The sequence below is a fragment of the Klebsiella sp. KPN54798 genome (genome assembly GCF_021184225.1).
Lineage (GTDB): Bacteria > Pseudomonadota > Gammaproteobacteria > Enterobacterales > Enterobacteriaceae > Klebsiella > Klebsiella pneumoniae.
Genome location: NZ_CP089234.1, coordinates 2,427,028 through 2,441,798 on the forward strand (window position 1 = coordinate 2,427,028; position 14,771 = coordinate 2,441,798).

Annotated in this window: 15 protein-coding genes; 5 read left to right on the forward strand and 10 right to left on the reverse strand. The window is 57.8% G+C overall.

Going from position 1 to position 14,771, the window contains the following annotated elements; translation table 11 throughout:
* Positions 1-79: 79 nt before the first annotated feature.
* The gene (gene slyB / locus LPQ25_RS11660) at positions 80-547 is read right to left on the reverse strand and encodes an outer membrane lipoprotein SlyB (protein ID WP_002907749.1); all 468 of its coding nucleotides are present in this window, start codon (positions 545-547) and stop codon (positions 80-82) included.
* 267 nt (positions 548-814) lie between these two features.
* Between slyB and anmK the strand changes: the two genes are divergently transcribed.
* From anmK to pdxY, 5 genes are all read left to right on the forward strand, one after another.
* Entirely contained in the window at positions 815-1,939 is a 1,125-nt protein-coding gene (gene anmK / locus LPQ25_RS11665) for an anhydro-N-acetylmuramic acid kinase (protein ID WP_004143831.1), read from the forward strand.
* Positions 1,940-2,031: 92 nt separating this feature from the next.
* Positions 2,032-2,355, forward strand: a complete 324-nt coding sequence (gene mliC, locus LPQ25_RS11670; protein WP_002907744.1) for a C-type lysozyme inhibitor — start codon at positions 2,032-2,034, stop codon at positions 2,353-2,355.
* A 57-nt stretch (positions 2,356-2,412) separates the two neighbouring features.
* Positions 2,413-3,069 carry a pyridoxamine 5'-phosphate oxidase gene (pdxH, locus tag LPQ25_RS11675; protein ID WP_002907742.1) on the forward strand — a complete coding sequence of 219 codons (657 nt, stop codon included), beginning with the start codon at positions 2,413-2,415 and terminating at the stop codon, positions 3,067-3,069.
* 124 nt (positions 3,070-3,193) lie between these two features.
* On the forward strand, positions 3,194-4,468 hold the full coding sequence (tyrS, locus tag LPQ25_RS11680; protein WP_014907489.1) for a tyrosine--tRNA ligase: 1,275 nt from the start codon (positions 3,194-3,196) through the stop codon (positions 4,466-4,468).
* Positions 4,469-4,529: 61 nt separating this feature from the next.
* Positions 4,530-5,390, forward strand: a complete 861-nt coding sequence (gene pdxY / locus LPQ25_RS11685; protein WP_002907739.1) for a pyridoxal kinase PdxY — start codon at positions 4,530-4,532, stop codon at positions 5,388-5,390.
* Positions 5,391-5,432: 42 nt separating this feature from the next.
* Here the strand turns inward: pdxY and gstA are convergent, their stop codons facing one another.
* The 9 genes from gstA to rsxA form a co-directional block, all read right to left on the reverse strand.
* Positions 5,433-6,038, reverse strand: a complete 606-nt coding sequence (gene gstA / locus LPQ25_RS11690) for a glutathione transferase GstA (RefSeq protein WP_002907736.1) — start codon at positions 6,036-6,038, stop codon at positions 5,433-5,435.
* Between the two features lie 110 nt (positions 6,039-6,148).
* A complete protein-coding gene (gene dtpA, locus LPQ25_RS11695; RefSeq protein ID WP_004151206.1) occupies positions 6,149-7,654 on the reverse strand; it encodes a dipeptide/tripeptide permease DtpA in 1,506 nt (501 codons plus the stop codon).
* A 607-nt stretch (positions 7,655-8,261) separates the two neighbouring features.
* The gene (nth, locus tag LPQ25_RS11700; RefSeq protein ID WP_002907734.1) at positions 8,262-8,897 is read right to left on the reverse strand and encodes an endonuclease III; all 636 of its coding nucleotides are present in this window, start codon (positions 8,895-8,897) and stop codon (positions 8,262-8,264) included.
* A 1-nt stretch (position 8,898) separates the two neighbouring features.
* Entirely contained in the window at positions 8,899-9,597 is a 699-nt protein-coding gene (locus tag LPQ25_RS11705) for an electron transport complex subunit E (RefSeq protein WP_002907733.1), read from the reverse strand.
* Between the two features lie 2 nt (positions 9,598-9,599).
* Entirely contained in the window at positions 9,600-10,220 is a 621-nt protein-coding gene (gene rsxG, locus LPQ25_RS11710) for an electron transport complex subunit RsxG (RefSeq protein WP_015874859.1), read from the reverse strand.
* Positions 10,221-10,230: 10 nt separating this feature from the next.
* Positions 10,231-11,283 carry an electron transport complex subunit RsxD gene (gene rsxD, locus LPQ25_RS11715; RefSeq protein WP_002907730.1) on the reverse strand — a complete coding sequence of 351 codons (1,053 nt, stop codon included), beginning with the start codon at positions 11,281-11,283 and terminating at the stop codon, positions 10,231-10,233.
* On the reverse strand, positions 11,284-13,545 hold the full coding sequence (gene rsxC / locus LPQ25_RS11720; RefSeq protein ID WP_015874858.1) for an electron transport complex subunit RsxC: 2,262 nt from the start codon (positions 13,543-13,545) through the stop codon (positions 11,284-11,286).
* On the reverse strand, positions 13,538-14,116 hold the full coding sequence (gene rsxB / locus LPQ25_RS11725) for an electron transport complex subunit RsxB (RefSeq protein WP_004143816.1): 579 nt from the start codon (positions 14,114-14,116) through the stop codon (positions 13,538-13,540). The genes rsxC and rsxB overlap by 8 nt, the downstream gene beginning before the upstream one ends.
* Entirely contained in the window at positions 14,116-14,697 is a 582-nt protein-coding gene (rsxA, locus tag LPQ25_RS11730) for an electron transport complex subunit RsxA (protein ID WP_002907658.1), read from the reverse strand. The genes rsxB and rsxA overlap by 1 nt, the downstream gene beginning before the upstream one ends.
* Between the last annotated feature and the right edge of the window lie 74 nt (positions 14,698-14,771).

A 14,771-nucleotide genomic window follows, 5' to 3' on the forward strand; every position in this document is an offset into this window, starting at 1 on the left:
GTTACTACGAATTTATTACGGCGAAATAAACGTGGCTGAAAAATACGATGCGGCGCAACCGGCCGCATCGTAAGGGAAATTATCGCGGAGAGACGGTGACCTGGCTGCCGCTGCCGGCAATGGCCACGCGCTGACCAACGGAGAACGGAGTGCTGCCCTGTTTCTGCACTACCATAATGGTATTGCCATCGTCCTTACGGATTTCCAGTTCAACGCCCTGCGTTTTATTCATCGCGCCCTGAACGCCCTGACCGGCTACGCCGCCCGCGACCGCACCTGCCGCCGTAGCCAGAGAGCGTCCGGTACCGCCGCCGATGGTGTTTCCAAGGAACCCGCCCAGTACCGCACCGCCAATGGCCCCGATGGCATTGCTATCGTCGCCGCTCTGGATCTGTACGGCGCGCGTATGCACGATAGTACCGTAAGTCACGCTCTGCACCTGTTTGGCTTCAGATGCGGAATAAACGTCGCCGGACAGGCCGCTGCTGCTCACGCAGCCTGCGAGCGTAAAACCAATCATCGATACAGCCAAAACACGTAAAATCATTTATGAATCTCCTGTTCACCGAAGGTGTTCAATTGAACGTCCATACGGTTAATTATATGGCATTTAGTCGTCGGCGGGCATAGGTTCTCCCTGGACTATACAAAAAATAATAAACACTGGTGCTTCAACCTCAACTAAACGCCGGTTCTTTACGATGTTCTCTGATTTGTCGCTCTATTGTTAAAAAGTATTAGTACAACATAGCATTAGCCGACACTTTATGATGGAGTGAAGGGCATACAAGGGTCATGGAATGAAGGAAAACGTATGAGATCGGGTCGCTTTATTGGCGTTATGTCTGGTACCAGCCTGGATGGTATCGATGTCGTTTTGGCCACCATTACTGAAAACATGGTGGCGCAGCAGGCTAGTCTCACCTGGCCCATTCCACACGCGATAAAAGAAGAGATTCTGGCGATTTGCCAGGGGCAGTCGCTGACCCTTTCGCAGCTAGGCCGTCTGGACACCCGTCTGGGACGGCTGTTTGCCGATGCCGTACTGGCGCTGATGCGCCAGGAAAGTCTCAAACCCACCGACGTCATCGCCATCGGCTGCCATGGACAGACCGTATGGCATGAACCGCAGGGAGAGGCTCCGCATACCCTGCAAATTGGTGATAACAACCAGATCGCCGCCCACACCGGGATAACCGTAGTGGGGGATTTTCGTCGCCGGGATATGGCGCTAGGCGGGCAGGGGGCGCCGCTGGTGCCGGCTTTTCATCATGCGCTGCTGGCCCACCCCGTTGAGCGACGTATGGTGCTCAATATCGGCGGGATCGCTAATGTGTCGCTGCTGGCGCCAGGGCAGCCGGTGCGCGGCTATGATACCGGGCCGGGAAATATGTTGCTGGACGCCTGGATCTGGCGCCAGAAGGGCAAACCGTACGACAAGGACGCCCAATGGGCTAGCGAAGGTAAAGTGCTGCTGCCGCTGCTGCAGGACATGCTGAGCGATCCGTGGTTTGCCTTGCCGGCGCCGAAAAGCACCGGTCGGGAATATTTCAATTACGGCTGGCTGGAGCAGCATATGGCCCGCTATCCGGGGCTACGCGGGGAGGATGTTCAGGCTACGCTTGCGGAATTGACCGCCGTCACCATCAGTGAGCAGGTATTGTTAAGCGGCGGCTGCGAGCGTTTGTTAGTGTGCGGCGGCGGCGCGCGTAACCCCTTGTTAATGGCGCGCCTGGCGGCGCTGCTGCCGGGAACCGAGGTCTCCACCACCGATGAGGCGGGGATCAGCGGCGATGATATGGAAGCGCTGGCCTTTGCCTGGCTGGCCTGGCGAACGCTGGCTGGTCTGCCGGGCAATCTGCCCTCCGTGACCGGCGCCAGCGAAGCCTCGGTGCTGGGCGCCATTTTTCCGGCTAACCCGCCGCAGAATCGGAGTTAACTGAAATCTTAAATACGATGCGACCGGTAAACTGGACAAGTTAAGCGGAGGGCGGAGTGCCCGCCGTGACCGGGAAAGTCGAAGGCAAACGAATGAAAAAAATTCTTATCGCAGTTGTACCTTTTATGCTGGCGGGCTGTAGCTACTACAACCAGTTTGTCGAGCGGATGCAGACGGACACGCTGGAGTATCAATGCGACCAGAAACCATTGACGGTCCATCGCAATAACGCACGCCAGCAGGTCAGTTTTATCTATGATAATCAGCAACTGAACCTGTCTGAGGGGCTGTCGGCTTCCGGGGCGCGCTACACCGACGGCGTCTATGTGTTCTGGTCAAAAGGCGATACCGCCACCGTCTATAAGCGCGACCGCATCGTCCTTGATAACTGTCAGCTGCAGACGGCCAAACGTTGAGATTTCTGTCCGGGGGGCGCACAATAACGCCACCTTATGACTACATCCTCAATGGCCATGTCTGATAACGACGAACTCCAGCAAATTGCGCATTTGCGCCGTGAATACACCCGTGGCGGTTTGCGTCGCCACGATCTTCCTGCTGAACCCCTGCCGCTGTTTGAACGCTGGCTGCGTCAGGCCTGCGATGCGAAACTTGCCGACCCGACGGCCATGGTGGTTGCCACCGTCGATGAGCGCGGCCAGCCCTACCAGCGCATTGTGTTGCTGAAGCACTACGACGAAAAAGGGTTGGTGTTTTATACCAACCTCGGCAGCCGCAAAGCGCATCAAATTGAAAACAACCCGCAGGTCAGCCTGCTTTTCCCGTGGCATATGCTGGAGCGCCAGGTGATGGTAATCGGCAAAGCGGAGCGTCTGTCGACGCTGGAAGTGGTCAAATATTTCCACAGCCGTCCGCGCGACAGCCAGATTGGCGCCTGGGTCTCGAAGCAGTCGAGCCGGATCTCAGCCCGCGGCATCCTCGAAAGCAAATTCCTCGAGCTGAAGCAGAAGTTCCAGCAGGGTGAAGTGCCGTTGCCGAGCTTCTGGGGCGGATTCCGCGTCAGCATTGAGCAGATGGAGTTCTGGCAGGGGGGAGAACACCGTCTGCACGATCGCTTTTTATACCAGCGCGATAGCGGCGCCTGGAAAATAGACCGTCTGGCGCCGTAAACGCCGAAATTAGTTATCGAAGCGCTGGCGCTGAAAGGGCCGGCGCTTTATTCTATGTACTTTTCGCATCTGGCGAAAAGTCGTGTACCGGCAGAGGTGCAGTCGTTTATACATGGAGAATTTGATGGCAAGCAGTAACTTGATTAAACAATTGCAAGAGCGGGGGCTGGTAGCCCAGGTGACGGACGAGGAAGCGTTAGCAGAGCGACTGGCGCAAGGCCCGATCGCGCTCTATTGCGGCTTCGATCCTACCGCTGACAGCTTGCATTTGGGGCATCTTGTTCCATTGTTATGCCTGAAACGCTTCCAGCAGGCAGGTCATAAACCTGTGGCGCTGGTGGGCGGCGCAACCGGTCTGATTGGCGACCCAAGCTTCAAAGCCGCTGAGCGTAAACTAAACACCGAGGATACCGTGCAGGAGTGGGTGGATAAAATCCGCAAACAGGTGGCTCCGTTCCTTGATTTTGACTGCGGCGACAACTCGGCGATCGCGGCGAATAACTATGACTGGTTTGGCAGCATGAACGTGCTGACCTTCCTGCGCGATATCGGTAAACACTTCTCTGTTAACCAGATGATCAACAAAGAAGCGGTGAAGCAGCGTCTGAATCGTGACGATCAGGGTATCTCCTTTACCGAGTTCTCTTACAATCTGCTGCAGGGTTACGACTTTGCCTGCCTGAACAAGCTGCACGGCGTGGCGCTGCAGATTGGCGGCTCTGACCAGTGGGGCAACATCACCTCCGGCATCGATCTGACCCGTCGTCTGCATCAGAACCAGGTGTTTGGCCTGACCGTACCGCTGATCACCAAAGCGGACGGCACCAAATTCGGTAAAACCGAAGGCGGCGCCGTGTGGCTGGATCCGAAGAAAACCAGTCCGTACAAATTCTACCAGTTCTGGATCAACACCGCGGATGCTGATGTCTATCGCTTCCTCAAATTCTTCACCTTTATGGACATTGTGGAGATCAATGCCCTGGAAGAAGAAGACAAAAACAGCGGTAAAGCGCCGCGCGCCCAGTACGTGCTGGCAGAGCAGGTGACGCGCCTTGTCCACGGCGAAGAAGGCCTGGAAGCGGCGAAGCGCATTACCGAAAGCCTGTTCAACGGTAACCTGAGCGACCTGAGCGAAGCAGACTTCGAACAGCTGGCCCAGGATGGCGTGCCGATGATCGAAATGGAAAAAGGCGCCGATCTGCTGCAGGCGCTGGTTGATTCCGAGCTGCAGCCGTCCCGCGGTCAGGCGCGTAAAACCGTTGCCTCTAACGCGGTGACCATCAACGGCGAAAAACAGGCCGACCCGGAATATGTTTTCGCCGACAGCGATCGCCTGTTTGGCCGCTACACCTTGCTGCGTCGCGGTAAGAAAAATTACTGCCTGGTCTGCTGGAAATAAAAAAATACTGCCAGGGCGTGGGAAACCACGCCCTTTTTCTTTTTAGGGTTGTGGTAAGAAAATGAAGAACATCCTCGCCATTCAGTCTCACGTTGTGTTTGGCCATGCCGGCAACAGTGCCGCCGAATTTCCGATGCGCCGTCTGGGCGCCAATGTCTGGCCCCTGAATACCGTACAGTTCTCTAACCATACGCAGTACGGCAAATGGACCGGCTGCGTCATGCCGCCTTCGCATTTGACGGAGATCGTTCAGGGCATTGCCGATATCGACAAGCTGCAGACCTGCGATGCGGTACTGAGCGGCTATCTTGGCTCCGCTGAGCAGGGAGAGCATATCCTCGGTATCGTGCGTCAGGTTAAGGCGGCCAATCCGGCGGCGAAATATTTTTGCGATCCAGTGATGGGTCACCCGGAGAAGGGCTGCATCGTCGCGCCGGGCGTGGCGGAGTTCCACGTGCGCTATGCGCTGCCGGCCAGCGATATTATTGCCCCGAATCTGGTTGAGCTGGAGATCCTGTGCGGTCATCCGGTCGCCAGCGTCAGCGAGGCAGTGGCCGCCGCGCGGGAGCTGATTGCCCAGGGGCCGGAAGTGGTATTAGTTAAGCATCTTGCCCGTGCGGGTCTGAGTATGGATCGTTTTGAGATGCTGTTGGTGACGGCCGAAGAAGCCTGGCATATTAGTCGGCCGCTGGTGGATTTCGGCCTGCGTCAGCCGGTGGGCGTCGGCGATGTGACCAGCGGTCTGCTGTTGGTTAAATTGCTGCAGGGGGCAAGTCTGCGCGATGCGCTGGAACACGTCACCGCCGCGGTGTACGAGATTATGCTCGCCACCAAAAATATGCAGGAATACGAACTACAGGTAGTAGCGGCGCAGGATCGCATCGCCGTACCGGAGCACTGCTTCAGCGCCACCCGGCTGTAACTCCCAGGGCCTGCCCGACGTTCCGCCGGGCAGGTTCAGGCCTTATTTTAAGCCTTCAGCCGCCAGTGCGGCCGCCACCGCCGGACGCGCTGCCACCTGCGTCATCCAGCTGCCGATATGACCATAGGCAGCCATATCCAGTTTTATAGCATAGGCCCAGCGCAGCACCGTAAACAGATAACCATCGGCAATGGTGAAGCGATGGCCGGTCAGCCACTGTTTGTCTGCCAGCGCTGCATCAACGTATTGCAGCTTTTTCTCAAGCAGCCCCCGCGCGACAGGCTTATAGTCCTCCGGGGTATCCGGGCGGAACAGGGGGGTAAAGCTTTTATGCAGCTCGGTGGCCACATAGTTCAGCCATTCGAGAGTCTGATAGCGCGCGATCGAGCCCACCGGCGCCAGCAGATGACGATCCGGCACCTGGTCTGCGATGTACTGCATGATGGCTACGCCCTCAGTGAGCAGGATATCATCATCCAGCAGCAGCGCCGGCACCTGACCTTTCGGGTTGATCAGCAGATAGTCTTCCCCGTTTTCCAGCCGTTTTTGGGCCAGATCCACGCTCTGCAGGGTAAAATCCAGACCGCTTTCGCGCAGGGCAATATGCGAGGCAAGGGAACAGGCGCCGGGTTTGTAGAACAGTTTCATGCGTGACTCCTCGTGGCTGCAGTTTTCTGTATGTTAGTCCTGCCAGGGGTAAAAAAAAAGCCGCTAAACTAACGTTAGCGGCTTAAAAATAATTAGTTTTCCCTGCGGCGTCAGGCAGCCGCGGTTTCGCGTGCTTTAATGTCCGCGCTGTCGTCCTGAGTCATACGATTCAGTTTCGGCGCGGTCAGCAGCATCAGGGCGGCGATAACCGCGGTGACGATACCAATCTGCAGGAATACGTGACCGTAGACTTCCAGCGACACCAGCGGATCGGTGACATTCTCCGGGACTGCCATCAGGTTAGCGATTTTCCCAGCGATGATCGCCGCGCCTGCCGTGGTGAGGAACCAGCTGCCCATGATGAAGCCCATCAGACGCTGAGGAACCAGCTGAGCGACCATCGCCAGGCCGAGGCCGGAAATCATCAGTTCACCGATAGACTGCAGCGCGTAGCTCAGAATCAGCCAGTTGACCGAGACGATACCGGCGTCGCTGGCGAACTTCGCCCCTAAAGGCAGGACGAGGAATGCGCCAGAGCACAGTACCATACCGATAGCAAATTTGTGCGGCATCGGCAGGCGGTCGCCCATCTTGTTGTAGATGGCGGCCAGAATCGGGCTACCAATCATGATCCAGAACGGGTTCAGCGCCTGATACTGTTCCGGTTCAAAGGCGAGACCGAGGATCGAGTGCTCCACGTTACGGATGGCGAAGAAGTTCAGCGAGGTCGGCATCTGGCTGTACAACACGAAGAAGACAATCGCTTCTACCATCAGCAGGAAAGCGACGATCATTTTACGACGCGGAGCGCCTTTCAGGCCTATGGTTTCTTTGGCGAAAATCACGACGATACCCAGTGCGACGACGCCCAGCACCATACGTGCGATACCCTGGTTGTGCAGCAGCCAGGTGGCGATAGCGACCAGCACCACCACGCCAGCGATGGTCGCCAGCAGTTTACCCATGTGTACCGGGGCAAAGTCCGGTTTAGAGCCGTACTGTTTAACCCATTTCTGACAGAAGGCGAAGTTAATAATGGTGATCACCATCCCCACCACGCTGAGGGCAAACGCTACGCTCCAGCCAAAACGTGCGGCCAGCCACGGGGTTGCCAGCATAGAGAAGAACGAACCGATGTTGATGGACATGTAGTACATGGTAAATGCACCGTCCAGACGTGGGTCGTTTTTGTCATAGCAGGTAGAAAGCAGGGAGGACGGGTTGGCTTTAAACAGGCCGTTACCGACGGCGATGGTCGCCATACCCATATAGACGATAGCGGCGTCATGGCCGGACCAGGCCACCAGCGCATAGCCAATCGCCAGCACGATAGCGCCCAGCATGATGACACGCTTGGTACCCAGCACTTTATCACCCAGCCAGCCGCCAATGGCGACGAGGCCATAAACCAGCGCGCTAAAGGAGGAGAACAGAGTAATGGAATCCGCTTCCGACATACCCAGCTGTTTTACCAGGTAAACGGCCATGATCCCTTGCAGGCCGTAGTAACCAAAACGCTCCCACAACTCGATCGAGAAAATGAGATAGAACGCGCGTGGTTGTTTGAAAGCGTTCAGACTCACGCTTTCTGCTGGTTTATTGTTTGCAGTAGACACATATACCTCTTTTTTTACATCCCATATTTACTGGGGGGTGTTCGGGGCGCAATCTCGTTGGACCGCCGCCTTTATAGTTATTCTTGGAGGGAAAACGGCAAGTAATGTTCACTATCCTGGCGCATCAGGCAAGGCTTTTGTAATAATCTGTTACACATAATCAGGGTGGTATAATGCTCCGGACATATGAATGTTATACAGCGTTAAATTTTACCGTTTCGATATCGTTGGTATTTTTATCTTTCGGGTTCGCCGGTTTGCCGGGAAAAGGCGATATATTCTACTGATCTGGCGTAAGCATAGTGATATGGTCCATTATCTTAAAAAATCATGGGTCATTATCCTGACAATCTTTACTCATCCGTTGTATTGCCTGACATTTATTTCCATTCCAGTAACATTCATTCAACATAAAGTTGCGAGCATGATCTGGATCACAAATGCATAGAAATTTTGCGCTGATAAAAAATGAATGAACTAGTTGTTTGTTATATAACCGGATAATCATCCATAATCATGATGATTATGTGGTGTTAATAGCCGGTGAAATAGATGAATGCGGGCCATAACCCAGAGTTAAGCTATGACCGCAATAGAGACGAGACAGTCAGGCGTAGACTTTATCTTTGTATTCGCAAAGATCTTCAATCAGGCAGGAGCCGCAGCGCGGCTTGCGGGCAATACAGGTATAACGCCCATGCAGGATCAGCCAGTGATGGCAGTCGACCTTAAACTCGGCGGGGACCACCTTCAGAAGCTTCTCTTCCACCTGTTCAACATTCTTGCCCGGGGCGAACTGCGTCCGATTGCAGACGCGGAAGATGTGCGTGTCCACGGCGATGGTCGGCCAGCCAAAGGCGGTATTCAGCACCACGTTGGCGGTTTTACGGCCCACGCCGGGTAGCGCCTCCAGCGCTGCTCTGTCTTCCGGCACCTCGCCATTGTGCTGCTCCAACAGGATGCGGCAGGTTTTAATGACATTTTCCGCTTTGCTGTTAAACAGGCCGATAGTCTTGATATACGATTTTACCCCATCCACCCCCAGGGCCAGCATCGCTGCGGGCGTATTGGCCACCGGATAGAGTTTGGCTGTCGCTTTGTTGACGCTTACGTCGGTGGCCTGTGCAGAAAGCAGGACGGCAATCAGCAGCTCGAATGGCGAACTGAAATGCAGTTCGGTAGTGGGGTGGGGATCGTTTTCCCGCAGCCTGGTAAGGATCGCCAGGCGTTTGGCTTTGTTCATATTATGCTTTCCCTGTCACGTCGGACGGGGCGACAGAGACGGCCCGGGCCGCTTGCGCCTTCCGCTGTTTGCTACGTTCATCGATAAGGTATTTAATCGCCAGCATCATGCCGAGGCCAATAAAGGCGCCTGGCGGCAGCATAGCCAGCAGGAAAGGGGTGTCGGTGTGGAAAACCTCGATGCGCAGAACCTTCGCCCAGCTGCCAAGCAGACTGTCGGCGCCGTCAAACAGGGTGCCGTTGCCAAGGATCTCGCGCAGGGAGCCCAGCACAAACATCGCGCAGGTAGCGCCCATGCCGATCGAGAAACCGTCCAGTGCCGACAGCGCTGGCCCTTTTTTGGCGGCAAAGGCTTCGGCGCGGCCGACCACGATGCAGTTGGTCACGATAAGCGGGATGAAAATCCCCAGCGACTGATAGAGGCCGAAGGCATAGGCGTTGATCAGCATCTGCACGACGCTCACCACCGAGGCGATAATCATTACGTAGATGGGGATCCGGATCTCCGCCGGCGTCCAGCGGCGCAGGCTGGAGATGGTCAGGTTGGTCAGGGTTAACACCAGGGTGGTGGCCAAACCCAGCCCGAGGGCGTTGGTGGCGGTCGAGGTGACCGCCAGCAGAGGACACATACCTAACAGCTGAACCAGGGCGGAGTTATTTTTCCACAGGCCCTGGACGATGACGTCTTTAACTTCGCTCATGGTTATTCTCCACAGGCGGTGAATTCAGGAAGTTGCGCAGGCAGCGTTTGTGCATATAAGCCTGCGCGCTTAACGGCATTGACCACCGCCCGGGGGGTGATGGTGGCGCCGGTGAACTGGTCAAAATCGCCGCCATCCTTTTTGACCGCCCAGTGGCTATCGCCCTGGCCGTGGACGACTTTCCCGGCAAAATGGGTAATCCAGTCCGACAGGCGAAGTTCGATTTTATCACCCAGGCCCGGCGTTTCATGATGCTCAGTTACGCGGGTGCCGAGGACCGTGCCGCTAAAATCGGCGGCAACCAGCAGCTGTATTGCTCCGGAGTAGCCGTCCGGCGCGGTGGCTTCCATCACCGCGCCGATCGGTCGATCGTTATTTTTGGCGATCCACACTTTATGCTGGCCTTTGCCCAGCGCCGGGGCGCTGACCAGATAGCAGCTCTTAAGCAGATCGTTATTATAGCGGTCGGCAGGTAAAACCTGGTCGAATAACGCCTTTTGCTGCAGGGCCGCCTGCTGGTCGATGGTGCTTTTGGTCAGCTCATTGATCGCCGCCGTCAGCCCGGTGGAACCGGCGGCAAACAGCGCCAGCGTGACGCCGTGTTTACGCATCGTTTTTAACATCATTGCTCTCTCAACGGTGGCCATATACGCGCGGGCGCGTGTAGTAATCGATCAGCGGCACGGTAATATTCGCCAGCAGAACGGCAAACGCCACGCCGTCCGGATAACCACCGAAGCTGCGGATGAGCCAGACCAGCAGGCCAGCGAGGGCGCCAAAGATCAGACGGCCGCGGTTGGTTGTTGAGGCCGTCACCGGATCGGTCAGGATAAAGAAGGCGCCAAGCATGGTCGCCCCGGAGAGCAAATGCATCTGCGGTGAGGCCAGGCTCTGCGGCGAAAAAATCCAGCCGAGGGTGGCGCACAGGCCGAGGCTAACAAGGAAGCTGACCGGGATATGCCAGCGGATCGCCTTCTGCCACAGCAGGAAAAGGCCGCCTGCCAGCCAGGCGATATTCACCCACTGCCAGCCCAGACCTGCCAGCACGCCGCCGTAGACCGGCAATTGCAGCACCTGCTGAACGCTATGTCCGGCATGCAGGGAGGTTTTAAAGGTATCCAGCGGGGTGGCCTGGCTGACGCCGTCGATACCCAGCCGCAGACTGGCCATGTCGCCTCCGGCGGCGGTATGACCGGTGAAGATCATCTGCAGCGCGTCGCTGAATGCCGGGATATGGGCGGCTATCTCATAGGAAGGCAGCCAGGAGGTCATCTGCACCGGGAACGAAATCAGCAGCACGACATAGCCGATCATTGCCGGGTTGAAGGGGTTATGGCCCAGGCCTCCGTACAACTGCTTGGCAATGACTACGGCAAAGGCAGTGCCGAGCACCACCATCCACCACGGGGCCAGTGGCGGAATACTCACCGCCAGCAGCAGGCCGGTGAGCAGGGCGGAATTATCTTTCAGCGTGGCAGCAACAGGCTGTTTACGCAGTTTGAGAATAGCGGCTTCGGTCGCCCAGGCCGTCAGGGCGGCGAGGACAATCTGCAGTACGGTGCCCCAGCCGAAAAACCAGGTCTGGACCACAATGCCAGGCACAGCGGCGAGCAGCACCAGCAGCATAATACGCGAGGTCTGCCGCTGGTTATGGGTATAGGGGGAGCTTGCGATTCTGAAAACCATTTATTCCTCGTTAACTGCCTGCTGTGTTGCTTTACGCGCCTGAACGCGGGCGATAGCCGCGGCGACGGCCGCTTTGCGCGGGTCGTCATTGGCTGCGGCTGACGCGAGATCCTGTTGTGCGGCCTGCTGTTCGGCTTTACGCGCTTTAGCGCGGGCGATGGCGGCTTCCACCGCCGCCTTGCGCGGGTCGACCGGTTCGGCGGTCGGGGCGTCCACCGGCGCGGCCTGCTGTTCGGCTTTACGCGCTTTGGCGCGGGCGATGGCGGCTTCCACCGCCGCCTTGCGCGGGTCGACCGGTTCGGCGGCCGGGGCGTCCACCGGCGCGGCCTGCTGTTCGGCTTTACGCGCTTTGGCGCGGGCGATAGCGGCTTCCACCGCCGCCTTGCGCGGGTCGACCGGTTTGACGGCCGGGGCTTCCACCGGCGCGGCCTGCTGTTCGGCTTTACGCGCTTTAGCGCGGGCGATAGCGGCTTCCACCGCCGCCTTGCGCGGGTCGACCGGTTCGGCGGCCGGGGCGTCCACCGGCGCGGCCTGCTGTTCGGCTTTACGCGCTTTGGCGCGGGCGATAGCGGCTTCCACCGCCGCCTTGCGCGGATCGACCGGTTCGGCGGCCGGGGCTACCATCGGCGCGGCCTGCTGCTGCGCTTTGCGCGCCCGGGCCTCAGCCTTACGCGCTTCGCGGGCGGCAATCGCCTCGCTGTTGTCAGGTTTGGCGCCGGCCTGGATCACGATCGGCTGCGCGGCATCGCGCTGTTTATCCCGTACCCGGGCCAGGGCGGCGCTAATCGCCTCCTGATCTTTGGCGGCAGGCTGAACGGCGGCTTTTTTATGCCGCTCGGCGCGCGCGGCTTTCTCACGCTCCAGGCGCGCCTGTCGGGCCTCGAATCGGGCTTTGGCTTCCGCAGCGCGCTGCTCTTCCTGACGAATCGCCGCGATCTCGGCCTTTTCCTGACGGAAGTACTGCACCAGCGGAATATTACTTGGACATACCCACGCGCAGGCGCCGCACTCGATGCAGTCCGCCAGATTATGGGCAGTGGCTTTATCGTGCTGCTGACCTTTGCTGAACCAGTACAGCTGCTGCGGCAGCAGATCGGCCGGGCAGGCGTCAGCGCAGGCGCTGCAGCGAATGCAGCCTTTCTCTTCCTGCGGTTCGCCCATCTCGCTGGCGGAAGGCGCCAGCAAACAGTTGGTGATCTTCACCACCGGGACGTCGAGCCACGGCAGGGTAAAGCCCATCAGCGGGCCGCCCATGATCACCATTGGCTCGGCGCTGGGGCAGAAGCCGGCATCGTTCAATAGATGGCGCACCGGCGTGCCAAGACGCGCCCAGACATTGCCCGGTCTGGTTACCGCTTCGCCGGTGAGGGTGACCACGCGCTCGGTTAACGGCTCACCGTCAATCACCGCGCGTTTCACCGCATAAGCCGTACCGACGTTCTGCATCAGCACGCCAATGTCCGATGAACGACCGCCGTGCGGTACCTGTTTGCCGGTGAGAATTTGGGTGAGCTGCTTGGCGCCACCGGAGGGATATTTGGTGGGGATCACGCGCAGCGAAATGCCATGGGCGTCGCAGAGCACCGCCCGCAGCATTGAGATGGCCTGCGGCTTATTGTCTTCAATGCCGATCAGCACTTCTTCAGGCTGCAGTATATGAGCGAGGATGCGGATACCCTCGACAATCTGCGCCGCGCAGTCCTGCATCAGGCGGTCATCCGCCGTGATATAGGGCTCGCACTCGGCGGCGTTAATGATTAGCGTTTTAATTTTATCTCCGCCACCGCGCAGTTTACTGCCGGTGGGGAAGCCTGCGCCGCCGAGGCCAGCAACGCCAAACTGGTGGATACGCTCGATCAGCGCTTCACGCGTGCGGGTCTGATAGTCGCTCCAGCCATCGCGCTCGATCCAGCGGTCTTCGCCGTCGGCGTCAATGATCACGCTCATCTCCGCCAGCGCCGACGGGTGCGCGGTAGTGTGCGGAGCGATGGCGGCAATGGTGCCGGAAGTCGGGGCGTGAACGGGCAGCATTCTTCCCCAGCCGCGGGTCAGCGGCTGGCCGCGCAGCACCCGGTCGCCCACTTTAACGCACAGTTCGCCCTCGGCGCCAATGTGCTGCTTCAACGGGATAACAAAGCGCTGCGGCAGGGAAACCTGACGCAGCGGGGTGCCGTTAGACTGGGTTTTCATTTCAGGCGGGTGAATACCGCCGTTGAAATCCCAGACCTTGTCTTTTCGGAAAGCGGAAAATAGCTTAAACATGTTGTTCCACAGGAATATTTCGCACCGGGATCGTATGCAGATCCCATTTCCAGGTCTCCGGGGTGGTGGCCACCGGAACGAGTGAAATGCACTGGGTCGGGCAGGGGGCGACGCACAAATTGCAGCCGGTGCACAGGTCGCTCATCACGGTATGCATGGCGCGGGTCGCCCCAACGATGGCATCCACCGGACAGGCCTGGATACACTTGGTACAGCCAATGCAGTTCGGCTCGTCAATTACCGCGAGCATGCGGGCCGGCTCCGCTTCCTGTGCGTCGCCGTCGACAGGCTGCGGGTCGACGTTCAGCAAGGCGGCGATTTTTAACATCACCGCTTCGCCACCCGGCGCGCAGCGGTTTATTTTCTCACCCTGCACGCCGACTGCTTCCGCATAGGGGCGACACCCAGGGTACCCGCACTGCCCACACTGGCTCTGCGGCAATAGCTCATCAATTTTTTCCACCACCGGGTCGTCCTGCACCGCGAAACGACGCGAGGCGTATCCCAGTATTAAGCCGAAAATCAGCCCTAACAGGCTGATGGCGATCACGGCTATCCAGACTGCGCTCATTACAACTTCACCAAACCACTAAAGCCCATGAAGGCCAGAGACATTAAACCGGCGGTAATCAGCGCGATGGCATTACCGCGAAACGGCGCGGGGACATCGGCCACCACCAGGCGTTCACGGATCGCCGCGAACAGCACCATTACCAGCGAGAAGCCGACGGCGGCGGCAAAGCCGTACAGCGCCGACTGCAGGAAATTGTGGCCCAGATTAATATTCAGCAGCGCTACCCCGAGTACGGCACAGTTGGTGGTGATCAGCGGTAGAAAGATCCCCAGCAGGCGATAGAGCGCCGGGCTGGTTTTACGCACCACCATCTCAGTAAACTGAACCACCACGGCGATAACCAGAATAAAGGCCAGGGTACGCAAATAAACCAAATTTAGCGGGATAAGGATCCAGGTATCAATCAGCCAGGCGCAAATAGAGGCCAGGGTCATCACGAAGGTGGTAGCGAGCCCCATCCCCATTGCGGTTTCCAGCTTTTTGGAAACCCCCATAAACGGGCACAGACCAAGAAACTTCACCAGAACGAAGTTATTGACCAGGACTGTACCAATAAAGAGCAGTAAATAATCAGCCATCATGCGACCTGAAACGAAAAAAAGCCGCTTATTATCGAATAAAACGATACCAGCGACAACAGGTTAAGTGTGGG